Raw genomic sequence first — 24,466 nt, 5'->3', positions numbered from 1 at the left:
AATCGGTCGCCGCGGCGAATTTCACCGCGCATGGTTGGTTTCGCGGCCAAGCTGGTCTAGCGCCACATGCATGACCGCACCTGTTCTATCCACGCAGGTCCAGACGGACGGCGACCAGTTCCGCACCAATGCCGCGCATAACCGCGCGCTCGTCGAAAAATTGCGCGCCGATGTCGCGCAGGCCGCGCTTGGCGGCAGCGAGAAATCGCGCGAGCGCCACGTCTCGCGCGGCAAGCTGCTGCCCCGCGACCGCGTCGAGCGGCTGCTCGACCCCGGCTCGCCCTTTCTCGAAATCGGCCAGCTCGCCGCGTGCGACATGTATGACGGCGAAGTCCCCGGCGCGGGGATGATCGCGGGCATCGGCCGCGTCTCGGGCCGCCAGTGCATGATCGTGTGCAATGATGCCACGGTGAAGGGCGGCACTTACTATCCGATGACGGTGAAGAAGCATCTGCGCGCGCAGGAAATCGCCGAGCAGAACCGCTTGCCGTGCATCTATCTGGTCGACAGCGGCGGCGCGAACCTGCCGCATCAGGCGGAGGTCTTCCCCGACAAGGACCATTTCGGCCGCATCTTCTTCAATCAGGCGAATATGTCCGCGCTCGGCATCCCGCAGATCGCCTGCGTCATGGGAAGCTGCACCGCGGGCGGCGCCTATGTCCCCGCCATGTCCGACGAAACCGTGATCGTGCGCGAACAAGGCACGATCTTCCTCGCCGGCCCGCCGCTGGTGAAGGCCGCGACGGGCGAAGTCATTTCGGCCGAGGATCTGGGCGGGGGCGACCTGCACGGCCGCAAATCGGGCGTGGTCGATCATGTCGCCGAAAATGACGAACATGCGCTGACGATCGTCCGCGACATCGTCTCGACGCTCGCCCCGCCGCACGACCCGCAGGTCAATCTCGCCGAGCCGCGCGCGCCCAAATATGATCCCGAGGAACTCTACGGCATCATCCCGCAGGACGTGCGTGCGCCCTATGACGTGCATGAAGTGATCGCGCGGCTGGTCGACGGCAGCGAGTTTCACGAATTCAAGTCGCTCTACGGCACCAGCCTCGTCTGCGGCTTCGCGCATGTCATGGGCCAGCCGGTCGGGATCATCGCCAATAACGGCGTGTTGTTCAGCGAAAGCGCGGTCAAGGGCGCACACTTCATCGAATTGTGCTGCCAGCGCCGCATCCCCTTGCTGTTCCTCCAGAATATCTCCGGCTTCATGGTCGGCGGCCGCTACGAAGCCGAAGGCATCGCCAAGCATGGCGCCAAGCTGGTGACCGCGGTCGCCACTGCGACCGTGCCCAAGATCACCGTCCTGATCGGCGGCAGTTTCGGCGCGGGCAATTACGGCATGTGCGGCCGCGCCTATGCCCCGCGCTTCCTCTTCACCTGGCCCAACAGCCGGATCAGCGTGATGGGCGGCGAACAGGCAGCGAGCGTGCTCGCGACGGTCCACCGCGACGCCAACAAATGGTCGCCCGAGGAAGCCGAGGCCTTCAAGGAGCCGGTCCGTCAGAAATATGAGGAAGAGGGCAATCCCTGGCACGCCACCGCGCGCCTTTGGGACGACGGCATCATCGATCCCGCGCAGACCCGCGAAGTGCTGGGGCTGGCGCTGGCGGCATCGCTCGAAGCGCCGATCCCCGAACGCCCGGCGTTCGGCGTGTTTCGGATGTGACGCTGTGGCGGACGTCCGGGACTGGATCGATGAGACAGTCGAGCGATGCGGCTGGGCGGTCCTGTCGGTCGCGCCGCGCGTCGATAGTGACGATCCGCAGGAATGGTTCTCCTATTCGATCGGTCTTGCGCACAGTTTCGGTTGGCCGGAGCTGATCGTGTTCGGAATGGGAAGCGAGTTGCGCGCCGCGATAATCAATGATGCGGTTCGCGAATGTCGTGACAAAGGGGTGGCGCCGCATTCGGGAATGCGTCTCACGGAAGTGCTCGAGGGATATGACGTGCTGTGCCGCGATGGCGCGGACATCGCCGACCAGTATTTCGGCGGGGCCATCCGGTTCGCTCGCAAGACAGGGCAAACCCAGGATATGCAGCGGCTACAGTTGTTCTGGCCCGATCTGGAGGGGCTTTTCCCCGGTGATCCCGGTTGTGACGAGGGCGTTGTTGCCGAACAGACGCCCTTGAATCCCATCTACCGCAAGAAGCGTCGATTTCATTTATTCGGGAGGTCCTGAATGCGCCACCTTCTTCTCCCCCTGCTCCTCCTCGCCACGCCCGCCTTCGCGCAGGACAACGGCCTTCCGCCCGCGCAAGTCGCCGCGCCGGCGAACGACATTCAGGCCGTTCTTGCGCCCGTCGATGCGGTGTTCGCCGGGCTTGCCGCGCATGACCCCGAGCAGATCCGCCCGCACATCCTCGACGGCGCTACGATCACCATTGCGGAGTCGCTTCCCGATGGCAGCCATGCCGTCCACCGCCTGACCTTCGCCGACTGGCTCGGGCGGCTCGAAGGCGCGACCGGAAATTTCCTCGAGCGGATGCCCAATCCCGCTGTCGAGATTGACGGCGACATCGCGATGGTCTGGGGCTTCTACACCTTCCATCTCAACGGGCAGTTCAGCCATTGCGGCGTCGACCATTTCAGCCTCGTCCGGCAGGACGGCGAATGGAAGATCGCCGACCTGACCTATTCGACGCGCAGGACCGATTGCGGCCAATGACGCGCGACACGCTCTTCCTGCTCGACAATGACTGGCCCGACCCGGCCTATGGCGGGGAGCGGCGCTTCTATTGCAAGGATTGCATCACCGTGGAGGGGCTGCTCGCCGCCTTCCCGGATCGCGCCGCCAATATCGATGTCGTCCGCGTCGCCTGGCCGCGTCCGCGTCAGCCATTGGTCGATGCGCTTGGCGAGGAATATCAGGACTGCCCCGCGCTCCTCTTTGCCGAGGGCGGCTTCGCCAACGATATCGAAGCGCTGCTCGCCGCGCTCCACGCGCGCCACGGATTCCCGGAGCGCCACCCGTGACCCCTTTAAATGTAGGATTTTCTGTGCCTAGACTCGTCGCCATGCGCCAGACCGCAGCCCCTTCGCCTCGCGCCCGCACCATCGGCCACGTTTCGGGGAGCGAAGGGGAGGGGGGACGTGGTGTCTCTTTTGTCTCCTTTGGCGCCTGCAAGGGAGGCCGCGCATGATCGAATCGCTTCTCATCGCCAATCGCGGCGAAATCGCCTGCCGAATCATCGACACCGCGCGCGAGCTGGGCATCCGCACCGTCGCGGTCTATTCGGACGCCGATGCGCAGGCGCGGCATGTCCGCATGGCCGATGAAGCCGTGCATATCGGCCCCTCCGCGGCGCGCGAATCCTATCTCGTCGGCGAAAAGATCATCGCGGCGGCAAAGCAGACCGGCGCGCAGGCGATCCATCCGGGCTATGGCTTCCTCTCCGAAAACGCCGATTTCGCGCAGGCCGTGGCCGATGCGGGGCTGATCTGGATCGGCGCCACGCCGTCCTCGATCCGCGCAATGGGCCTCAAGGACGCCGCCAAGAAGCTGATGCAGGATGCCGGCGTGCCGACCACGCCCGGCTATCTCGGCGAAAATCAGGACCCCGATCATTTGAAGGCACAGGCCGACGAGATCGGCTATCCGGTGCTGATCAAGGCCGTCGCGGGCGGCGGCGGCAAGGGGATGCGCCGCGTCGATGCCTCGGGTGATTTCCGCGACGCACTCGAAAGCTGCAAGCGCGAGGCCGCGTCGTCCTTCGGCGACGATCGCGTGCTGATCGAGAAATACATCCTCTCGCCGCGCCATATCGAGGTTCAGATCTTCGGCGACACCCACGGCAATGTCGTGCACTTGTTCGAGCGCGATTGCTCGCTCCAGCGTCGCCACCAGAAAGTGATCGAGGAGGCCCCCGCGCCGGGCATGAGCCCCGAAACGCGCGAGGAGCTCTGCGCCGCCGCCGTCCGCGCGGCCAAGGCAGTCGATTATGTCGGCGCGGGCACGATCGAATTCATCGCCGACGCCAGCGAAGGCCTGCGCGCCGATCGCATCTGGTTTATGGAAATGAACACGCGGCTTCAGGTCGAGCATCCGGTGACCGAGGAAATCACCGGCGTCGATCTGGTCGAATGGCAGATCCGCATCGCGGCGGGCGAGCCGATCCCGGCCAAGCAGGAACAGCTCAAGATCCACGGCCACGCGATCGAGGCGCGGCTCTATGCCGAGGACCCGGCGACCGGCTTTCTGCCGAGCACCGGCAAGCTCGCCGCGCTCCATCTGTTCGAAGGGCCGCGCACCAGCTTCCGCGTCGAAACCGGGGTGGAGCAGGGCGACGCCGTTTCGCCCTTCTACGATCCGATGATCGCCAAGCTGATCGTCCATGCCGAAAACCGTGCGGACGCGATCGACGACCTGCAGCACATGATCAACAAGAGCCATGCCTGGCCGGTGAAGACCAATGCCGGCTTCCTGTGGCGCTGCCTCGACAGCGATGCGTTCCGCAGCGGTGACGTCACCACCGGTTTCATCGCCGATGCGGGCGAAACGCTGATCCCGGCGCCCGAAGCGCCCGACGAATTCTGGCACGCCGCCGCGCTGCACGTGATGGAGCGTGCCGACACGCTTGAAGTCGAAACCACGCCCTGGACCAGTTTCAGCGGCTTTCGCCTCAATGCCGCGCCGCGTCGCGAAGTCGCGCTGGCCGGACCTGGCGAAACGCGCATCGTGCCGATCACCGGCGGCGGCGACTATGATGACGCCTGGCTGATCGAGGCATCGCGCATCCCCGGCGAGGAAGCATTCCTGCTGTTCGACGGCGGCCAGCCCTATCGCTTCGCCCCGGCCCGTCACGAAGGCGGCGCGGGCGGCGCGGCGGCCGACGGCGCGATCCTCGCGCCGATGCCGGGAAAGGTGATCGCCGTCGATGTCGCGGCGGGCGACAATGTCGCCGCCGGGCAGAAGCTCGTCACGCTCGAAGCGATGAAGATGGAACACAGCCTCACTGCGCCGTTCGACGGGACGGTTGCCGAGCTCAATGTCGAAACCGGCAGTCAGGTGAGCGAAGGCACGGTGCTGGTGCTGGTGGACAAGGCCGAGGAATGAGTACGGCGGCGGTACAATTCCGTGCCGCCCGGCGCGACGATCTCCCCGCAATCCTCGCGCTGATCGCACAGGATACGACGCCGCCCGACCGCGAGTTTGTGAGCGACCCGCCCGATCCGCGCTACCTTGCCGCCTTCGATGCGCTGGCGGCCGATTCCAACCAGCTGCTCGCGGTCGCCGAACTGGACGGCCGCGTCGTCGGCACGCTGCAACTCACCTTCATCCCCGGCCTCGCTTTCCGGGGAAGCTGGCGCGGCCTGATCGAATCGGTCCGCATCGTCGATGATCTGCGCGGGCAGGGGCTCGGGACGATGATGATGGACTGGGCCGTCGCGCAATGCCGGGAACGCGGCTGCCGCATGGCGCAACTGACATCGAACATGAACCGCCCCGACGCGCACCGCTTCTACGAACGGCTCGGCTGGGTGCGGAGTCACTACGGATTCAAGCTGCAACTGGAGGATTGAGGCACGGAACGGAGCCACTCGCATATCGTCACCCTGAACTTGTTTCAGGGTCCACTCCTCCACTTGCACGGACCGGGCTTGTTGCACGGTGGATGCTGAAACGAGCCTGTCCCGAGCATGTCGAGGGGTTCAGCATGACGGTGATGCGTGAAGGGGCACGCCCCAAATTCCTCCCCGAGCTTGCTCGGGGAGGGGGACCGCCGAGCGCAGCTCGGTGGTGGAGGGGCAAAGGCCGCAAGCGCCGCGTCAGCGGAAACTACCCCTCCGTCAGCCCCGCGCGCTGCCACCTCCCCCTCCGGGGGAGGAATGGTAGAAGGGTCAAAACAAAAGACACCGGAGAGGCCCAAATGCCCCATTACGGCGACTATCAGAACGCCCTCTATTTTGCGGGCCTGAGCGGAAAGACCCCCGACCTTCCCGTCGATTTCGCCACGCTCGAAGCGCGCGCCGCCAAGGCGATGCCCGACAGCGTCCGCGATTATGTGATGGGCGGTTGCGGCGACGAGGCAACGCAGGACGCCAACGCATCCGCCTTCGCCCATTGGGGCATGGTGCCGCGGATGCTGGTCGATTGCGCCACGCGCGACCTGTCGATCGACCTGTTGGGCATGAAGCTGCCGTCGCCCATTTTCATGGCGCCGATCGGCGTCACCGGCATCTGCACCGAGGACGGGCATGGCGACATCGCCGCCGCGCGGGCCTCGGCCGAAACCGGCGTTCCCTTCATCGGATCGACGCTGATGAACGATCCGATGGAGGCGGTGTTCGCCGCCTGCGGCGATACGCCCGCGCTCTACCAGCTCTACACGCCCAAGAACGAGGATCTTGCCGCCAGCCTCGTCTCCCGCGCCGAAAAGGCGGGCGCCAAGGCGCTGGTGGTGACGCTCGACACCTGGGTCACCGGCTGGCGCCCGCGTGACTTGAACAGCGGCAATTTCCCGCAGCTGCGCGGCCATGTCCTCGCCAACTACACCAGCGATCCGGTGTTCCGCGACCTGCTCGGCAAGGACCCGGCGGAGGATGTGCAGGCCGCGGTGATGCTGTGGGTCAGCCTGTTCGGCAAGGTGCTGACCTGGGATGATTTGCCCTGGCTGCGCGGCCTCACCAGCCTGCCGATCCTGCTCAAGGGCATCTGCCACCCCGACGATGCGCGCCGCGCGGTCGATGCCGGGATCGACGGCATTTATTGCTCCAATCATGGCGGGCGGCAGGCCAATGGCGGGATCGCTGCGATCGACATGCTGCCCGACGTCGTGAAGGCGGCCGGGGACACGCCGGTGCTGTTCGACTCCGGCATCCGTTCGGGCACCGATGTCGTGAAAGCGCTGGCGATGGGCGCGGCGGCGGTGGGCATCGGGCGCCCCTATTGCTACGGGCTCGCGCTGGGCGGTGCGGCGGGAGCCGCGCATGTCCTCAAATCGATTCTCGCCGAGGCCGACTTGCTGATGGCGGTCAACGGCATGCCGACTCTCGACGCCGTGCGCGAAGCCGGCGTCACCCGTATCTGACGAAGGGACCAACATGGCTGGACGTTTTTTCGACGAATGGACCGTTGGCGACAGGATCGAGCACGATATCCGCCGCACCGTGACGGAGACGGACAATCTCCTCTTCACGACGATGACGCACAACACCCAGCCGCTGCATCTCGACGTCGAGGCGGCCAAGGCGAGCGAATTCGGCCAGATCCTCGTCAACGGCACCTTCACTTTCGCGCTGATGATCGGCCTCACCATCACCGACACGACGCTCGGCACGCTGGTCGCCAATCTGGGGTACGACAAGCTGGTGATGCCCAAGCCGGTCTTCCTCGGCGACACGCTGCGCGCGACCAGCGAAGTGGTCGAAACGCGCCCGTCCAAATCGCGGCCGGGGCAGGGGATCGTCACCTGGAAGCACCAGACACTCAACCAGCGCGACGAGGTGGTGTGCGAATGCCTCCGCTCGGCATTGTTGCGGAGCAAGCCGGCGGCGTGACCGGGCAAAGAAGCGCTTTCTGGATTCCGCGCTTTCCCTGGGCTACCCGCCCCGAACAATGAACTGGGCCGCACCCTTCGAATCCAATCTCGCCGCGCTTGCCGATGCCGGATCGCTCCGGCGGCTGAGCCCACGCCGGGGCGTCGACTTTTCGTCGAACGACTATCTCGGCCTCGCCGATGCGCCGCTGCTGCGCGAGGCGGCGGGGGAGGCGCTGGCGCGCGGCGTGCCGATCGGGTCTTGCGGCTCGCGGCTGCTGCGCGGCAACGACCCGGAGATCGAAGCGCTGGAGGCGGAGGCAGCGGCGTTCTTCGGCGACGAAGCGACCTTGTTCTTCTCGAGCGGCTTCGCTGCGAACACGGCGTTCTTCGCCACGGTGCCGCAGCGCGGCGACCTCGTCGTTCACGATGCACTGATCCATGCCAGCGTGCATGACGGTATGCGGCTCGGCCGCGCCGAAACGCGCGCCGCCGCGCATCAGGATGTTGCGGCCTTCGATGCGGTCATCGCCGACTGGCGCGGGCAAGGCGGCACCGGCCGCGTCTGGATCGCGGTCGAGAGCCTCTATTCGATGGACGGCGACAAGACACCGCTGGCAAACTTCGCCGCACTGGCCGACCGGCACGAGGCGATGCTGGTAGTCGACGAGGCGCACGCGACCGGCGTCTGGGGGCCGCTGGGCAGGGGGCTCTCCGCCGAACTGCCGCGCGCCGATAACCGGGTGATTCTGCGCACGCTCGGCAAGGCGCTGGGTTGCGAAGGCGCGTTGCTCGGCATGCCCCGGCTGCTTGCCGACTTCATGGTCAACCGCGCCCGCCCGTTCATCTTCTCGACCGCGCCGTCGCCGCTGATGGCCGCGATCGCCCGCGCCGCGATCCGCTCGCTGGAAGCATCGGAGCGTCGCGAGCAACTCCACGCGCTGGTCGACCATGCGGCGGCGAAGCTCGCCCCGATCGGCGTCCCCGCGACGGGCAGCCAGATCCTGCTGCGCCATGTCGGCGGCAATGCCCGCGCCGTTGCGATGGCCGAGGCATTGCAGGCGCAAGGCTTCGACGTTCGCGCCATCCGCCCGCCGACGGTGCCGCAGGGAACCGCGCGGCTGCGCATCTCGCTGACGCTCAACGCGACGCCCGATGACGTTGACGCGCTGGCGCAAGGCTTGGGAGACCTGGCATGAGTGGCCATCTGATCGTCACAGGCACCGATACCGGCGTCGGCAAGACCGTCATTTCCGCCGCGCTCGTGCACGCGCTCGGCGCCGCTTACTGGAAGCCGGTGCAGGCCGGGCTCGACGAGGAAACCGATCGCGAGGCCGTAACCCGGCTGGCGCGGCTGCGCGACGATCGCGTCTTTCCCGAAGCCTATCGGCTCAAGACACCGGCATCGCCGCATTTTGCGGCTGCGGAGGAGGGGGTGCTGATCGACCCCGACAGGCTCACGCCGCCGCAAAGCGACCGGCTGCTGGTGATCGAAGGCGCGGGGGGCGTCCTCGTCCCGCTCGCCGAACCCTTGCTCTACGCCGACATGTTCGCGCAGTGGCGCGCGCCGGTGGTGCTGGTGGCGCGGACATCGCTCGGCACCATCAACCACAGCCTGCTCTCGATTGAGGCGCTGCGATCACGCAACATCCCGATCGCGGGAATCGCGTTCGTCGGCGACGCCGTGCCCGATAGCGAACGGACGATCTGCGCGATCGGCCAGGTCCGCCGTCTCGGTCGCCTGCCGCATCTTTCTGCACTCGACTATGAAACGCTCCACATGGCCTTTGCCGAAGGCTTCGATCTGGAGGCACTCGATCTGTGACATCCCCCGTCTGGCACCCCTTTACCCAGCATGGCCTCGGCGAACCGATCCCGCGCATCGCGCGCGGCGAGGGCGCGGCGCTTTACACCGACGAGGGCCGCCGCATCATCGACGGCATTTCGAGCTGGTGGGTAACGACGCACGGCCATTGCCACCCGCGCATCATGGGAGCAGTCGCCGAGCAGACGCAGAAGCTCGATCAGGTCATCTTCGCCGGCTTCACCCATGAACCGGCGGAAACGGTCGCGGCGGGGCTGATCGAGATCATGCCCGCGCCTTTGCGCCACGTCTTCTTCTCCGACAGCGGGTCGACCAGTGTCGAAGTCGCGCTCAAGATGGCGCTCGGCTACTGGACCAATCGCGGCGAGCCGCGCCACCGCATCCTGGTGATGGCTTCGAGCTATCATGGCGATACGGTCGGCGGCATGTCGGTCGGCGCGCGCGGGGTGTTCACTGCCAGCTATGCGCCGCTGCTGTTCGATGTCGAAAGCATCCCCTTCCCGGAAGCGGGTGCGGAGCAGGCGACGCTCGACGCGCTCGAAGCCGCATGCGCCGCGCGCGAGAAACCCGCCGCCTTCATCGTCGAGCCGCTGATCCTCGGCGCGGGCGGCATGCGGATGTACGGCCCCGACACGCTTCGGGAAATGGCCGGAATCTGCGCCGCAAATGACGTTTTGCTTATCGTCGACGAAGTGATGACCGGCTGGGGTCGCACCGGAACGCTGCTTGCCTGCGAACAGGCCGATGTGACGCCCGACCTGATGTGCCTTTCCAAAGGCCTCACCGGCGGTTCGATGCCGCTCGCGGTGACGATGGCGACTGCGCCGATCTTCGACGCGCACCTGTCGACCGACAAGGCGAAGATGTTCTTCCACTCGTCGAGCTACACCGCCAATCCCATCGCCTGCGCCGCCGCCGCCGCCAATCTCGCGATCTGGCGCGAGGAGCCCGTGCGCGAGCGGATCGCTGGCCTGTGCGATCGGCAGGAGGCATGGCGCGCCAGGCTGGCGGCCGACGCGCGCTTCCACAATGTCCGCCGCACCGGAACGATCGTCGCCGCCGAAGTCGCAGTGCCCGACGGCGATTACCTCTCGGCGGCCGGGCCGCGCATGGCGGCGGTGTTCCGTGAGGCCAACGTGCTGCTCCGTCCGCTGGGGAACACGGTGTATCTGATGCCGCCCTATTGCATCGACGACGCCGATCTCGGCGCGCTGCACGATGCGGTGGACCGGGCGGCCGATGCGGCCTTGTCAGGGGGATAGCAAAGCTTCTCCGCTTTAACATTGCCACGGGCTCGGGGCGGACCCATTCTCCACAACAAACGCAAACACCCGTTTGCCCTGAGCTTGTCGAAGGGCTGTTCTTTCTTCTAGGCCAGAAGCAAGTACGGTGCTTCGACAAGCTCAGCACCAACGGATAGGGCAGGGCCGGGCAATCGGCTCTTCGACACAGGAACACTCATGACCGCCACCCACTCGACTCGTATGCTGATCCTCGGTTCCGGCCCCGCCGGGCTTTCCGCCGCAATCTATGGCGCGCGCGCCGGGATGGCGCCGATCGTCGTGCAGGGGCTCCAGCCGGGCGGTCAGCTCACCACCACCACCGATGTCGAAAATTATCCCGGCTTTCGCGACGTCATTCAGGGCCCCTGGCTGATGGAGGAAATGCAGGCGCAGGCCGAGCATGTCGGCGCGCAGATGATGTGGGACACGATTACCGAGGTCGATCTCTCGCAGCGCCCCTTCCGCCTGATCGGAGACGGCGGCACCGTCTATTCGGGCGACGTGCTGGTGATCGCTACCGGAGCGCAGGCGCGCTGGCTCGGCATGGACAGCGAGGAAGCATTGAAGGGCAAGGGTGTCAGCGCCTGCGCCACCTGCGACGGCTTCTTCTATCGCGGCAAGAAGGTCGCAGTGATCGGCGGCGGCAACACCGCGGTCGAGGAAGCGCTCTACCTCACAAATCACAGCCATGACGTGACGCTGATCCACCGCCGCGACAGCCTGCGCGCCGAGAAGATCCTGCAGGAGCGGCTGTTCGCGAACGAGAAGATCAAGGTGCTGTGGAACAAGACCGTCGAGGAATTCGTCGGCGAAGGCGAACCTGCGGGCCTGACCGCGCTCAAGCTGCGCGACACCGAGACCGGCGAGATTTCGAGCATCGACGTCGAGGGCGGCTTCGTTGCGATCGGCCATTCGCCCGCGACCGACGTGTTCCAGGGCACCGGGCTGACGCTCGACAAGGACGGCTATATCGAAGTGACGCCGGGGACTGCGAAGACCAACATCCCGGGCGTGTTCGCCTGCGGCGACGTGATGGACAAGCACTACCGCCAGGCAGTGACCGCGGCGGGCACCGGCTGCATGGCCGCGCTCGATGCCGAACGCTTCCTCGCCGAGGTCGATTTCGAAGCGATCACCGAAGCTGCGGAGTAAGAATTCCTCCCCGAGCTTGCTCGGGGAGGGGGACCGCCGAGCGCAGCTCGGTGGTGGAGGGGCAAAGGCCGCGAACGCGCCGCCTGCCGCGCCTACCCCTCCGTCAGCCCTTCGGGCTGCCACCTCCCCCTCCGGGGGAGGAATGCACTCGCCTTCACACCAGCGAAACGACCCCCGAAAAACCGCCTGCTCCTTGACTATGGTTAACCGATCCCTAGCTTGCTTAGTGACGGATTCGTGGGGGAAGCGCGATGGCTGTCAATGTTCGCGTCGTCGACGACAATGACAATACCGGTTGCCTGATCGCCTTTTTCGGGCCTGCGCTGCTTGTCGGTGCGGTGGTAGGCTATCTGATGTCCCAGGATGGCTGGCACTTGCTGTTCGCGATCCTCGGCGGGATCATCGTCGCGGCCGGGCTCGTTTGGCTGGCGTTGCGGAACAGCGTGACCATCTGGATCTACGGTATCGTTGCTGGCGTTGTGCTCGGCTGGGCGGTGAGCTGGTGGATGACGCGGATGTTCGATGCCGTCTGGGGCGGCTTTGCCGGCATCGTCGTATTCGCCGTTTTCCTCTTGCTCGCGCGGTTCACGACCAGTCAGCGGTAAGCGGAAGGCCGAAACCTCCTCATCCTCCTGTTCTTCGTCATGCTGAACTCGTTTCAGCATCCACCGTGCAACAAGCGATGTCCGTGCGAGTTGGGAAGTGGACCCTGAAACAAGTTCAGGGTGACGGTGGAAGAGGGGTTAGCGCAGCGCTTCCCGCACCCGCTCGAACAGCCACGCCTTGTCGCCCGTCCGTGCAAAGCTGTGGCTGTCCGATTCCAGCTCCCGGAACTGCACCCGCGTGCGGATGCGGGCGAAGCGGTCGCCCTTCCACGCATCGGCGAAGGCGATCGCGGTATTGTCGCCGCGCGCGAGCAGGATCGTCACCGGCACCGGGCTCGCGTCGAGCGACGACGCCATGCGCGCCGCCAGCCCCTCGGGCGCGGCGGCTTCGGACTTGGCCGAGACCTTTGCCAGCCCGCGCGCCAGCTTGCGCAGGTCGACGCCGCCGCGCAGCAGCCGCAGCCATTCGCGCGGGTCCTTGAGTTTCTCGGCATAGCGCGCGCGGATCGCGGCGGCGGGCGGCGTGTCGCTTTCCTCCTCGATCACCCAGGGATTGGCGAGCAGCAGCGCGTCGCACCCGGCCTGTTCGTGGAAGAAGGCGAGCGACGTCGCCGCGTCGCAATTGCCGAACGCCACCAGCCGCTCGAGCTGCGGGGTATGTTCCCGGAAGGCGGCGACGGAGGCGGCGATATCCTCGCGCGTCGTTTCGAACCCGCCATTTTCGCCGGTCGAATCGCCGATCCCGCGCCGGTCGTAGCGGAAGACGGGCGCACCCAGTTTCTCCGCCACGCGCTGCGCCAGCATCGCCTGCCCGCGATGCGCGCCGATGCGGATTTCGTTGCCGCCCGATACGATCAGCAGCCCGGTCGTCCCCGGCGCTTCGTCGAGCGTGCCGAGCAGCGTTTCGCCGGCGCAGGGAAAGGCGATCAGCTTTCGCATGCCGCCACCCATTGCGCGATATCGTCGGCTAGCAATTCCGCCAGCGCCGGATCATTGTCCGGCTCGGCCCGGCGCCAGAGCGGGGCGCCTGCGATCTTGTGATCGGCGGGCCGCGCATCGGTTTCGAGCCGCACGGTGCGCACGCCATCGGTCACCGGCGCCGCATCGGGCATTTCGGCGAGCAGCAGCGGCGAAAGGAAATTGCCCGCCATCTCGACCGGCTCGGTCGCGGTCTTGAGCGACGCTGCATCGAAGCTCTCGCCCGCCTCGCGCGCCGCCGCCTGTCGTGCGCGGGTGAGTTCGCGGAGTTGATCGGCGCCGGTCATCGGCGCGAAATGCCAGCGCCCGGCAAGCTGTGCCTCGCCGTCGAGCAGTGCGCCGCTGCGTATCGCGAAGCCATACACTGTCCGTCCCTCGCCGAGCGGAACGGCGGCCGCTGCGGCAAAGCCTTCGCGCGCGCGCGCCAGGGTCAGCGTGTGGGTGGGGTCTAGGCTCTCGCCCTGTCCCGGCACGTCGGGCAGCACCCCCGCAACTCCGCGCTCGGCGAGCGCGCGCAGGATCGTCACCGTGAACGCGCGCACGCGGTTTGCCTCCTCGAAGAGCGGCAGTGCCGCGACAATGACCGGGCCGGTATCGGGTCCGAAGCGCAACATCGCCTCGCGTCCGCCGGTCCAGTCATAATGCGAAATCACTTGAGCGCCTTGTCCGCGGCGTATCGGGTGAGCGCGCCGAAGGTTTCGAGCATTTCGCCGTCCACCTCATCGTCCTCGATGATGATCCCCAGCCGGTCCTCCAGCTCGGTCAGCACGCCGGCGACGGCCATCGAATCCAGTTCGGGCAACGCGCCGAACAAGGGGGTTTCGGTCTCGAACGCAGCCGCGCGGTCCTCGCTGAGGCCCAGCGTGTCGCGCAGCACCGCGCGAACGGTCGTTTCGACGGTATCGATACCTTCAGGGAGCATTGTTATCAGACCCGGTTGGAATTTGGGGAGACCGCCTAGAGGCTAAGCCGCCTGCGGACAAGTCCGAGCAAGTGACGGACAAGTCCCGGCCATGCGGCCGGATGGTTGCGCTTCCAGCAATCGATGCGCCACATCTTGCGCGCGCCCTCCATCCAGTCGGCCTTGTACGGCTCGTTTCCGGTGCCGTAATCAATCACTTGCGGCCGGTCCTGCTCTATCACATGGCGGAACATCGCCTCGCTCAGGATCGTGCCGGGGGAAAGGTCCTTCGCGTCCTCGCGATAGGCGAGTTTGTGGATCGTCGCGCGGCCGTTTTCTACGTGCCATAGCTGTGCGGCGATCGGTTTGCCGTCCCTGACCGCGATACCCAGCCGCAGCGTGCCCGCCGCGCCTTCGGCTTCGGCGAAGGACCGCATGAAGTCCCAGCTGCCTTCCTCGGGTTTCCAGCTCGCTTCGTAAATCTCGCGATAGGCGTCCCAGGCATCGGCATCGAATTCGCGATGGATTGCGATGTCGAGCCCGGCCTTCCTGCCCTTGCGCTTCGCCGTGCTGCGCAGCTTGCCCGGGCGAGACGCCCAATAGCTCTCGAAATCCGCCGGCGGCTCGATCTCCCAGGTAACCGTTGCGGGGCTGAGCGCAGTGATCCAGCCCGCCTTGCGAAAGGCCGCCGCGATCGGGGCGGGATCGGCCACCGGCGAAAGGGTCAGATGGGCAATGCCCTTCAGATTGCTGGCGATATCGTCGATCAGCGGGCCGCCGCCGCCTTGCGTCACAAGCTGGAAATCGAGCGTGTACCAGCTCGCCAGCGCCTGCGCCCGCACGCCCTTGCGCGCCAGGAACAGCCAGGCGGCGGCATCGCCGTCGCGCGCCCGAGCGATCAGCGGTCGGCCGTCTATCGGGCACAGCGCCGCGACGCGGCGAAACCAGTCGATCCGGTTGTAGATTCGCGGCTGCGCGGCACGATCCAGCGCGCCGCCGGCATCGGCGGCAACGGCATCCAGATCGTCGAACAACTTTACGTCAACACTCATCGGTATATCTCGGTAACCGCGCATTTCACCAAAGGGAACCTAGGCGGACGCAATGACGAAAGGCTTAAGCCCCGACACCGAGCCGCTCGACCGCCTGACGCTGCGCGGCGCGCCTGACGCTCCGGCGCTGGTCGACAAGGCGGGCGTCCTCGACTTTGCGGGGCTGGAGGAAGCCGTGGGCGCGGTGGCTTCATGGCTGCGCGCGCAGGGGCTGGCGCCAGGAGATCGCGTCGCGAGCTGGCTCGCAAAGACACGGCTCGCGTGCGTGATGCCCCTTGCCGCGGTGCGCGCCGAACTGATCCACGTCCCGGTCAATCCGCTGCTCAAGCATGCGCAGGTTTCGCATATCCTGAAGGACAGCGGCGCGAAGATGCTGATCGCGGGGGCGGGGCGGCTCGGTACGCTGCAAGACGGCGACCGTCCCGAAGTATGCGCCGCCGTGCTTGAAACCGATGTGCCGATGACGGGCGAGGGGCTGCCGCCGTCGCCCGCCGATGGCGACACGTCGAAACTCGCCGCGATCCTCTACACTTCGGGTTCGACCGGGCGTCCCAAGGGGGTGATGCTCAGCCACGCCAATCTCTGGCTCGGCGCAGTCAGCGTCGCGACCTATCTGAAGGTGGCGCCGCAGGACCGCATCCTCGCGGTGATGCCCTTGAGTTTCGACTATGGCCAGAACCAGCTGCTTTCGAGCTGGTATGCGGGCGCCAGCGTCGTGCCGCTCGATTATCTCACGCCGCGCGACGTAGTGAAGGCAGTCGAACGCTTCGCAGCGAACAGCCTGCCCGGCGTCCCGCCGCTCTGGGTGCAGCTGCTCGAAGCCGAATGGCCGCCCGAAACCGCCGCGCGGCTGAAACGCCTCACCAATACCGGCGGCGCGCTGACTCCGCGGCTGGTGCGCGGGCTGCGCGGGATGTTCCCGCAGGCCGATCTCTACGCGATGTACGGCCTGACCGAGGCGTTCCGCTCGGCCTATCTCGATCCGTCGCTGATCGACGAACATCCCGATTCGGTGGGGAGCGCCGTGCCCTTCGCCGAAGTGATGATCGTCCGCTCCGACGGCACGCGCGCGGGTCCCGACGAACCGGGTGAGCTGGTTCATGCCGGGCCGCTGGTCGCGCAAGGCTATTGGCAGGACGAAGAACGCACCGCGCAACGCTTCAAGCCCGCGCCCGCCTTTTCCGAATATGGCGGGATGGCGGTCTGGTCGGGCGACACTGCGATGGTCGGCGCCGACGGGCTGCTGCGTTTCGTCGGGCGCGACGACGAGATGATCAAGTCGGCGGGCAATCGCATCAGTCCGACCGAGATCGAGGATGCCGTGCTCGCGGGCGGCGAAGTCGCCGAATGCGCAGTGTTCGGCGTGCCCGATCCGCGGCTGGGGCAGGCGATCGTCGTGATCGCGCGGCCCAAGGGCGATCCCGACGCGGCCGAAGCATCGGTGCGCGAACGGCTGCGCCGCGAGCTGCCGAGCTTCCAGCAGCCGCAACGCTATCGCTGGCAGGCCGAATTGCCGCGCAATCCCAACGGCAAGCTCGATAGGACGGCGCTCAGGTTGTCGCTGATGGAAACCAATCCGGCGGAGGCGCGGGTATGAACCGGGCGCTGAAGGGAAGAACAGGGCTTCGACAGGCTCAGCCCGAACGGGAGTTCTGGGCGTGCCTATGAAGTATCTCCAAAAGCCGTTTGCGCTGAGCCTGTCGAAGCGCCGTCCTTCTTCTTCGACGACGTTCGAAAAGGGTACCTGATGAGCAAACCCACCGGTCCCATCCCGCTGCAATTCGCCGATCAGAGCGCGCTCACCATCGCCGGCAGGACCGCCGAACAATGGGTCGCCGAGGCAGGCGACACCCCGCTTTTCGTCTATGACGTCGGCGCAGTCGCCGATCGGCTCGCGGCCCTGCGCGCCGCGCTGCCCGACATCGTCGACATCCATTATGCCGTGAAGGCCAATCCCTGGGAGCCGCTGCTCGCGCAGGTCGCGCCGATGGTCGGCGGGCTGGATGTCGCGTCAGCGGGGGAAATGGTGAAGGCGCTGGCGGTGAAGCCCGCCGAGCACATCAGCTTTGCGGGGCCGGGCAAGCGCGACGATGAACTCGAAGCCGCGATCTGGGCCGGCGTGACGCTGAACGCCGAATCCGCCGGGGAGATCGAGCGCGCGCTGGAAATCGGCAGGCGCCTCGAAATCGCGCCGCAGATCGCAATCCGCGTGAACCCGGATTTCGAGCTGCGCGGTTCGGGCATGAAGATGGGCGGCCGCGCGTCGCCCTTCGGCATTGATGTCGCCAGTGTGCCCGATCTTGTGCGCCGGATCGGCGATGCCGGTGCGCAGTGGCGCGGCTTTCACATCTTCGCCGGGTCGCAGTCGCTGGATACCGCCGCGATCATTGAGACCCAGGCCGCCACTGTTGATCTGGCCGCGCGGCTGGCGGGGGACGCGGGGCAGGTGCCGCCGCTGGTCAATCTGGGCGGGGGATTCGGCATTCCCTATTTCCACGGCGATACGCCGGTGGACATCGCCGCGATCGGCGCCGCGATTGCCGAAAAACTGGCGGATCTGCCCGAAAATCTCGCCGGATCGCGATTCGCGATCGAATTGGGGCGCTGGATCGTCGGCGAAGCGGGCGTCTATCTGACGCGCATCGTCGACATGAAGACGAGTGGCGAAGAGCGTTTCTGGGTCGTCGATGGCGGCCTCAATCATCAGCTCGCCGCGAGCGGCAATTTCGGCACGGTCGTCCGCCGCAACTATCCGATCGCAGTGGCCGACAAGCTAAACGCCTCAGCCGACGTTGAAACTTCGGTGGTCGGCCCGCTCTGCACGCCGCTCGACCGGCTGGGCGACAAGGTGATGCTGCCGCAGGCACAGGTCGGCGACCTGATCGCCATCTTCTGTGCGGGCGCCTATGGCGCTTCGGCCAGCCCCTCCGGCTTTCTGGGGCACCCCGCCGCCAGGGAAATCCTCGCTCCGACGAAAAACTCCTAACGCTAATTTAACCTGTTCCCCCGCATAGCTGACACCATCCTGTGCGGAATGCCGTCGAGACGTCGTCGGCCCGTAGCCGCGCGGGGAAGGAGGTTCGGGCATGCGTTTCTTGAGGACTGGCCGAGTATTGTTGCTCCCGATCATCGGGGCAATGCTGCTTGCGGGCTGCATGGGCGGCGGCGGCCGACCCGAATTGCCGCCGGCCGGTTTCGTCGCCGGACCGGATTCTCCGGGCGAGGAATATATCATCGGCCCGCTCGATCAGCTCCAGGTCTTCGTGTGGCGCAATCCCGAGCTTTCGGCGAAGGTTCAGGTGCGCCCCGATGGGCGAATCACTACGCCGTTGATCAGCGATATGCCCGCCGTCGGCAAGACGCCCGGCATGCTCGCCGCCGATATCAAGATCGCGCTCAGCGAATATATCAACGATCCGATCGTGTCCGTGATCGTCGAGAATTTCTCGGGTACGTCGAGCCAGCAGATCCGCATCGTCGGTGCGACCGAAAAGCCCGCATCGATTCCGTATCGCGCGAACATGACGATCCTCGACGCGCTGATCGCGGTGGGCGGCCTTTCCGAATTCGCCGCGGGCAATCGCGCGCGCCTCGTCCGGTTCGACCGGTCGACCGGCCGCCAGCGCGAATATGGCCTGCGCCTCTCCGATCTGATCAAGGACGGCGATACCAGCGCCAATGTCCGTCTCGAACCGGGTGATGTGATCATCATCCCCGAAAGCATGTTCTAAGGGGGCGGCCGACCGGATGGGGAACCTCTACGACGAGATTCGCGCCGCGCTGTACGGCGTGTGGCGTCGCCGGTGGATTGCACTGGCGGTGGCCTGGGCGGTGTGTCTGGCCGGCTGGTTCGTCGTGTCGCAAATCCCCAACAGTTATGAATCGAGCGCGCGCATATTCGTGCAGCTGCGCCAGATCCTGCCGAGCCAGCAAGCCAACCAGGTGCAGCAGCAGCGCGACGTCGATCGCGTCCGCCAGACGCTGACGTCGGCGGTAAATCTCGAAAAGGTGGTGCGCGGCACCGCACTGTCGCAGACGGTGTCGAGCGAGCAGGATATCGCCGATCGCATCGCCAGCCTGCAGGGATCGATCAAGATCGTCGCCCAGCAGGACAATCTATTCCAGATCAGTGCGACCTCGGGCGATCCCAAGATCGCGCAGGCAGTGGTGCAGAAGCTGATCGACATCTTCGTCGAGGACAATCTGTCGAACGAGCGCGACGAAGCGAGCCAGCGGCTGAACTTCCTCGACGAACAGCTTGCCCAGCGCCAGCGCCAGCTTCAGGAAGCCGAGGCCAAGCGCGCCGAATTCCAGTCGCAATATCTTGCCGCTCTGCCCGGCACCGGATCGCTGAGCGAGCGGATCTCGGCTGCGCGGACGCAGCTTTCGCAGGTCGAAAGCGATCTTGCGGCCGCGCAGAGCAGTCTCAACGCCGTCAATGCCCAGATGGCGAGCACGCCGGCCACTGTCGCCGGCGGCGGCGGTGCTGCGGTTGGCCCGGCGCGGGCGCGCGTCGCCGCGATCGAGGGCCAGCTCGCCGAAGCGCGTGCGCGCGGCTGGACCGACAATCATCCCGATGTGAAGGCGCTGCTCAGCCAGCTTTCGGCTGCCCGCGCCGCTGCGCGCAACGAACCCAGGAGCGCCGGTGGCGGCGTTTCCAACCCGCTCTACATGTCGCTGCGGTCGATGCAGGCGGATCGCTCCGCCCAGGTCGCGGCGCTTACCCAGCGCAAGCAGCAGCTTGAGAACGATCTCGCCCGGCTCGAGGCGAAGCTGAGCGATGCGCCCGGCGTCGCTGCGGAACAGGCGGAAATCGACCGCAACTACAATGTGCTCAAGCAGCAATATGACCAGCTCCTTGCCCAGCGCGAGCAGGTGAGCCTCGAAGTCGATGCCCAGAATCAGGCCGGTGCGGTCAAGTTCCGCGTGATCGATCCGCCCACCGCGCCGCGCACGCCGACATCGCCCAACCGCCCGATGCTTCTCGCCGGGGTGCTGGTGATGGGGCTCGGCGCCGGTGTCGGCATCGCCTTCGCGCTGTCGAAGCTGCAGACCACCTATCTCGACGCACGCAAGCTGGAGCGCGCGAGCGGCATGCCGGTGATCGGCGCGATCGGCGAATATGTGACGCAGGCACAGCGCGCGATGCGCCGCCGCCGCCTGATCCTGTTCGCGGGGGGCACGCTGGCGCTTGGCGTCGCCTTTGTCGGCCTGGTCGGGGTCGAGTTCATCCAGCGCGGCATGGCGGCTTGAGGAGGCGGATATGAACGACTCCACACCCCGGCGCTACAAGGGTACATTGATCGAACGGGCGGCCGAATTTTACCGCTATTCGGACAGCCAGCCCGCGCAGCCGCAACCGCCCGTGCAGGAGCCGCCGCGCCAGGTGCCGCCCGCCCGGTCCGCCTTCGAAACACCGCAGGAGCCAGCCGGCCCGGTGTTGCGGCCGGCGCCCCAAGCCGAACCTGTCGCCGAAAATCCCGCTCCGACGACACCGCAGGCGCCGTCCGCGCCGGCTCCGGCCCCGGGCGGTCCCGTGCCGCATCCCGGCCGCCGCCAGGTGGTGATCGATCGCGACCGGCTGGCCGAACAGGGGCTGATCGTGCCCGGCGGCACAGTGACCGCACTGGCCGAGGAATTCCGGCTGGTGAAGCGCCAGTTGCTGCTCACCGCGCGCGCGGTGGCCGGAGCCGACGCCAACAGCGCCCGGATGGTGCTGGTCGGTTCGGCGCGGCCCAATGAGGGCAAGACCTTTTGCGCGATCAACCTTGCATTGTCGCTTGCCGCCGAAAAGGATGTCGAGATCCTGCTGGTCGACGCCGATTTCGCCAAGCCCGATGTGCTCAAGCGGCTGGGCGTGGAGACCGGTCCCGGGCTGCTCGACGTGCTTTCGGGCGCGGTCGAGAATGTCGAGGACTGCGTCGTCGAAACTGATATTCCGCAGCTCACGCTGCTGCCCGCGGGCACGCGCAGCGCCAGCGACACCGAGCTGCTGGCAAGCGATCGCGCGCATGCTGTGCTGGCCGGGCTCGCCCAGGCCAATCCGCGCCGGTACGTGATCTTCGATACGCCGCCGGTGCTGGCGGCGTCGCCCGCCTCGGTGCTGGCGCTGCATGTCGGCCAGGTGATGCTGGTCGTCCGTGCCGAGCAGACCACCGAAACCGATCTGCGCGAAGCCGTCGCGATGGTCGATGCGTGCGAGCATGTGCAGCTCGTTCTCAACGGCATTTCCTTTCAGCCGGGCGGATATCGTTTCGGCAATTACTATGAGGATTCGGGCGCATGACCGCTGAAACCGAATTCGGACGCCTGCTGCGCCGCGTGCGCATCGAATGGCTCGGCAGTGCCGCCGTGGGCGCGCTGGCGCTGGCGGCGAACCCCGCCCATGCCCAGTCGGGCGGCGGGCGCCATGTCGATATCACGCCGCATATCGATGTCGCGCAGGTGCTGACCGCCGATCTGCAGGATGGCGACGTCCTGACCTATACCAATGTCAGCGCGGGGGTGGACGCATCGGTGCAGACGCGCCGCGTGCAGGTGCAGCTCAGCTACACCTATACCCACCAATTCGCCTATGACAGCAACACCTCCGACGGGTCGGTGCATTCGGGGCTGGCGCGCGCCGCGGTCGCGGTCGCGCCGGGCTTCACCATCGAAGGGGGCGCCATCGCCACTCGGGCGCGCTCGGACATTCGCGGCGACGCGCCGGGCAACACCAATGACCTGGCGGCGGACAATGTCAGCCAGATCTATTCGGCCTATGCCGGCCCCTCCTTCGCGACGCAGGTCGGCGCGATCAATGTCAATGCCGGCTATCGCTTCGGCTATACCCGCGCCGAGGCGCCCGGCGTCACCGGCGTCGATCCCGACGCGCCGCCGCTCGACGTCTATGATGATTCGACGTCGCATTCGGCCAATGTCAGCGTTGGTGTCGCTTCGGGCACGGTGCTGCCGGTCGGCGTGACCGTCAGCGGGGCGTGGGAGCGCGAGGACGCCGGGCAGCTCGACCAGCGCTACGAAGGCAAATATGGCCGCGGCGACATCGTCGTGCCGGTCTCGCGCGGCGTCGCGCTGGTCGGCGGAGTCGGCTATGAAAGTATCCAGATCAGCCAGCGCGACGCGCTGCTCGACGCATCGGACGAGCCGGTGCGCGATGCGGCGGGGCGCTTCGTCACCGATCCCGATTCGCCGCGCCGGCTCGCCTATGACACCGACGGCCTCTTCTGGGATGCCGGCGTCGTCTATCGCCCCAGCCGCCGGACGATGGTCGAGGCGCGTGTCGGCCGCCGCTACGACAGCTGGAGCTACACCGGCTCGCTCAGCTACCAGTTCGGCCGCGGCAGCGCGGTGCAGGTCGGCGTCTATGACAGCATCCAGAGCTTCGGGCGCCAGCTCAACAACGGCATCGCGTCGCTTCCGACCAGCTACACCACCGGCTCGGACCCGCTGGGCAGCGACTACAATGGCTGCGTCACCGGTACCAACGGCGCGGCGGGGGGCTGCCTCAACGGTGTCTTCCAGTCGGTCGCGACGTCGAACTATCGCGCGCGCGGTGTCGACGCGGTGGTCGCCTTCAACGGCATGCGATCGCGCTGGGGCGTGGGCGCTGGCTACAGCAACCGCGAATTCATCGCGCCCGATACGGGAACCGGGTTCAGCGTCGACGGGCTGACCGACGAAAGCCTCTATGCCCAGCTTTTCGGATCGAGCAGCCTGACGCCGCAAAGCTCGCTGAGCGGCAATGTCTATGTCAATTATTACCGCAGCGAGATTCCGGGCTCGAACGATGTCTTCGGCTGGGGCGTCAACACGTCCTATTCGCACAGTTTCGGAAGGTTGAGCGCGACAGCCGCGATCGGTCTTTACGGGTTCGACAGACCGGACCCCTATGACGACAGTTACGTTGCCCAGGGCCTGTTCGGCCTGAGTTACGGATTCTAGCCGGGAGCGATCCCGCGGAGACGAGGATGTACGACGATCACTACGGATTGAGCGGCCGGCCGTTCCAGCTGACGCCCGATCCGAAATTCTGGTTCGATACGGCCACGCACCGCAAGGCGATGGCCTATCTCGGCTATGGCCTGAGCCAGGGCGAGGGGTTCGTCGTGATCACCGGCGAGCCCGGTGCGGGCAAGACCACGCTGATGGGCCATCTGCTGGCGCAGGTGGACGCCGAGCGGCTGAACGTCATCAAGATCGTTTCGACGCAGCTGCCGGCCGAAGACCTGCTGCGCACCGTCGCCTCGGGCCTTGGCCTCGAGGTCGCCGGCCAGTCCAAGGCGGCGATGCTTTCGGGCATCGAAAAGGGGCTGCACAATGTCGCGCGCAGCGGCAAGCGGACCCTGCTGATCGTCGACGAGGCGCAGGCGCTGCCGATCGAAAGCCTCGAAGAGCTGCGGATGCTCTCCAATTTTCAGGCAGGCGGCTATCCGCTGCTGCAGATATTCCTGCTCGGCCAGCCCGAACTGCGCGACCAGCTCTACGACCAGCGGCTCGACCAGCTTCGCCAGCGCGTCATTGCGATGCACCAGCTCGGCGCGATGGATGCCGACGAAGTCGAACCCTATCTGATCCATCGCCTGTCGGTGGTCGGCTGGCGCGGCAAGCCGCGTTTCACCAACGATGCGATCGCGGCGATGTACCGCTGGTCGGGAGGCAGCCCGCGCAAGCTCAATCAGCTTGCCACACGTGTCCTGCTGTACGGCGCGATCGAACAGATCGAAACCTTTCACGGCCCGGACATCGAAACCGTGATCGCCGATCTCGACAGCGATACCGCCGATTTCGCCGGTCATCGCCCCGCACCCGCACCCGCACCCGCGCAGGCGGCCAGCGCGGCTTCGCCGCCGCCGCCGCCCGAGCCGACGCCCCCGGAACCCACGCCCCCGCAGCCGACACCGCCGGCATCGAGCGCCGGTATCGCAGCGATGCCATCGCTCGACGAAATGCTGAATCTCGGCCCTGAAGAGATCCGCGCTGCGGCCACGCAGGCGCCCGCGCCGCCGCCCGCCGGGAAGGGGAGCGGCGACAATCCCGCATTGCTCCGCCGAGTCGAGGCGCTCGAAGCACAGCTCCAGTCGCAGGACGAAGTGCTGCGCCGCGTGCTGACGCTGCTGGTCGACTGGGTCGAAAGCGATTCGCGCCGCCCCGACATTTCGTCGTTGCGCGACGACGCGGCCTGAAGGAGC

General features: G+C 66.6%; 24 protein-coding genes. 20 read left to right on the top strand and 4 right to left on the bottom strand.

What is annotated here, in order from left to right:
* Positions 1-70 precede the first annotated feature (70 nt).
* The 13 genes from G5C33_RS13605 (at position 71) to G5C33_RS13545 (ending at position 12,347) form a co-directional block, all read left to right on the top strand.
* Entirely contained in the window at positions 71-1,672 is a 1,602-nt protein-coding gene (locus G5C33_RS13605) for a carboxyl transferase domain-containing protein (RefSeq protein ID WP_165327717.1), read from the top strand.
* 4 nt (positions 1,673-1,676) lie between these two features.
* Complete coding sequence (locus G5C33_RS13600) at positions 1,677-2,186, top strand: DUF4262 domain-containing protein (RefSeq protein WP_165327716.1); 510 nt, start codon at positions 1,677-1,679, stop codon at positions 2,184-2,186.
* Positions 2,187-2,672, top strand: coding sequence for a nuclear transport factor 2 family protein (locus tag G5C33_RS13595; protein ID WP_165327715.1), 486 nt, complete (start codon positions 2,187-2,189; stop codon positions 2,670-2,672). It abuts the gene before it with no gap.
* Positions 2,669-2,980 (top strand): DUF3088 family protein, encoded by a 312-nt coding sequence (locus tag G5C33_RS13590; RefSeq protein WP_165327714.1) that lies wholly within the window; start codon positions 2,669-2,671, stop codon positions 2,978-2,980. The genes G5C33_RS13595 and G5C33_RS13590 overlap by 4 nt, the downstream gene beginning before the upstream one ends.
* Before the next feature lie 163 nt (positions 2,981-3,143).
* Positions 3,144-5,060 carry an acetyl/propionyl/methylcrotonyl-CoA carboxylase subunit alpha gene (locus tag G5C33_RS13585; protein ID WP_165327713.1) on the top strand — a complete coding sequence of 639 codons (1,917 nt, stop codon included), beginning with the start codon at positions 3,144-3,146 and terminating at the stop codon, positions 5,058-5,060.
* The gene (locus tag G5C33_RS13580) at positions 5,057-5,527 is read left to right on the top strand and encodes a GNAT family N-acetyltransferase (RefSeq protein WP_165327712.1); all 471 of its coding nucleotides are present in this window, start codon (positions 5,057-5,059) and stop codon (positions 5,525-5,527) included. The genes G5C33_RS13585 and G5C33_RS13580 overlap by 4 nt, the downstream gene beginning before the upstream one ends.
* Before the next feature lie 347 nt (positions 5,528-5,874).
* The gene (locus G5C33_RS13575) at positions 5,875-7,035 is read left to right on the top strand and encodes an alpha-hydroxy-acid oxidizing protein (protein ID WP_165327711.1); all 1,161 of its coding nucleotides are present in this window, start codon (positions 5,875-5,877) and stop codon (positions 7,033-7,035) included.
* A gap of 13 nt (positions 7,036-7,048) precedes the next feature.
* Positions 7,049-7,504 carry a MaoC family dehydratase gene (locus tag G5C33_RS13570; RefSeq protein ID WP_165327710.1) on the top strand — a complete coding sequence of 152 codons (456 nt, stop codon included), beginning with the start codon at positions 7,049-7,051 and terminating at the stop codon, positions 7,502-7,504.
* A gap of 58 nt (positions 7,505-7,562) precedes the next feature.
* Entirely contained in the window at positions 7,563-8,681 is a 1,119-nt protein-coding gene (locus G5C33_RS13565; RefSeq protein WP_165327709.1) for an 8-amino-7-oxononanoate synthase, read from the top strand.
* Positions 8,678-9,307, top strand: coding sequence for a dethiobiotin synthase (gene bioD, locus G5C33_RS13560; RefSeq protein WP_165327708.1), 630 nt, complete (start codon positions 8,678-8,680; stop codon positions 9,305-9,307). The genes G5C33_RS13565 and bioD overlap by 4 nt, the downstream gene beginning before the upstream one ends.
* A complete protein-coding gene (locus G5C33_RS13555) occupies positions 9,304-10,569 on the top strand; it encodes an adenosylmethionine--8-amino-7-oxononanoate transaminase (RefSeq protein WP_165327707.1) in 1,266 nt (421 codons plus the stop codon). The genes bioD and G5C33_RS13555 overlap by 4 nt, the downstream gene beginning before the upstream one ends.
* A gap of 198 nt (positions 10,570-10,767) precedes the next feature.
* Positions 10,768-11,742, top strand: a complete 975-nt coding sequence (gene trxB, locus G5C33_RS13550) for a thioredoxin-disulfide reductase (RefSeq protein ID WP_165327706.1) — start codon at positions 10,768-10,770, stop codon at positions 11,740-11,742.
* Between the two features lie 251 nt (positions 11,743-11,993).
* Complete coding sequence (locus tag G5C33_RS13545; protein WP_165327705.1) at positions 11,994-12,347, top strand: hypothetical protein; 354 nt, start codon at positions 11,994-11,996, stop codon at positions 12,345-12,347.
* 138 nt (positions 12,348-12,485) lie between these two features.
* Here the strand turns inward: G5C33_RS13545 and G5C33_RS13540 are convergent, their stop codons facing one another.
* The 4 genes from G5C33_RS13540 to G5C33_RS13525 are packed head-to-tail and all read right to left on the bottom strand — an operon-like array spanning position 12,486 to position 15,278.
* A complete protein-coding gene (locus G5C33_RS13540; RefSeq protein ID WP_165327704.1) occupies positions 12,486-13,286 on the bottom strand; it encodes a hydrolase 1, exosortase A system-associated in 801 nt (266 codons plus the stop codon).
* Positions 13,274-13,978, bottom strand: coding sequence for a hypothetical protein (locus G5C33_RS13535; RefSeq protein ID WP_165327703.1), 705 nt, complete (start codon positions 13,976-13,978; stop codon positions 13,274-13,276). The genes G5C33_RS13540 and G5C33_RS13535 overlap by 13 nt, the downstream gene beginning before the upstream one ends.
* Positions 13,975-14,247 (bottom strand): acyl carrier protein, encoded by a 273-nt coding sequence (locus G5C33_RS13530; protein WP_165327702.1) that lies wholly within the window; start codon positions 14,245-14,247, stop codon positions 13,975-13,977. The genes G5C33_RS13535 and G5C33_RS13530 overlap by 4 nt, the downstream gene beginning before the upstream one ends.
* Before the next feature lie 35 nt (positions 14,248-14,282).
* On the bottom strand, positions 14,283-15,278 hold the full coding sequence (locus tag G5C33_RS13525) for a GNAT family N-acetyltransferase (protein WP_165327701.1): 996 nt from the start codon (positions 15,276-15,278) through the stop codon (positions 14,283-14,285).
* Between the two features lie 52 nt (positions 15,279-15,330).
* On the opposite strand from G5C33_RS13525, the gene G5C33_RS13520 reads away from it, so the two are divergent.
* From G5C33_RS13520 to G5C33_RS13490, 7 genes are all read left to right on the top strand, one after another.
* Complete coding sequence (locus G5C33_RS13520; protein WP_165327700.1) at positions 15,331-16,875, top strand: acyl-CoA ligase (AMP-forming), exosortase A system-associated; 1,545 nt, start codon at positions 15,331-15,333, stop codon at positions 16,873-16,875.
* 150 nt (positions 16,876-17,025) lie between these two features.
* Entirely contained in the window at positions 17,026-18,264 is a 1,239-nt protein-coding gene (locus G5C33_RS13515; protein ID WP_165327699.1) for a pyridoxal-dependent decarboxylase, exosortase A system-associated, read from the top strand.
* A gap of 151 nt (positions 18,265-18,415) precedes the next feature.
* A complete protein-coding gene (locus tag G5C33_RS13510; RefSeq protein ID WP_407698085.1) occupies positions 18,416-19,009 on the top strand; it encodes an XrtA/PEP-CTERM system exopolysaccharide export protein in 594 nt (197 codons plus the stop codon).
* A 16-nt stretch (positions 19,010-19,025) separates the two neighbouring features.
* Entirely contained in the window at positions 19,026-20,531 is a 1,506-nt protein-coding gene (locus tag G5C33_RS13505) for an XrtA system polysaccharide chain length determinant (RefSeq protein WP_165327697.1), read from the top strand.
* Between the two features lie 10 nt (positions 20,532-20,541).
* Positions 20,542-21,564, top strand: coding sequence for an AAA family ATPase (locus G5C33_RS13500; protein ID WP_165327696.1), 1,023 nt, complete (start codon positions 20,542-20,544; stop codon positions 21,562-21,564).
* The gene (locus G5C33_RS13495; protein ID WP_228275070.1) at positions 21,561-23,219 is read left to right on the top strand and encodes a porin family protein; all 1,659 of its coding nucleotides are present in this window, start codon (positions 21,561-21,563) and stop codon (positions 23,217-23,219) included. The genes G5C33_RS13500 and G5C33_RS13495 overlap by 4 nt, the downstream gene beginning before the upstream one ends.
* A 26-nt stretch (positions 23,220-23,245) precedes the next feature.
* Complete coding sequence (locus tag G5C33_RS13490) at positions 23,246-24,460, top strand: ExeA family protein (RefSeq protein WP_165327695.1); 1,215 nt, start codon at positions 23,246-23,248, stop codon at positions 24,458-24,460.
* The last annotated feature ends 6 nt before the right edge of the window (positions 24,461-24,466 follow it).

It is taken from the genome of Sphingosinithalassobacter tenebrarum, assembly GCF_011057975.1.
GTDB lineage: Bacteria > Pseudomonadota > Alphaproteobacteria > Sphingomonadales > Sphingomonadaceae > Sphingomonas > Sphingomonas tenebrarum.
Note: the sequence above shows the minus strand (reverse complement) of the source record. Positions and strands in the feature narration are given on the sequence as shown.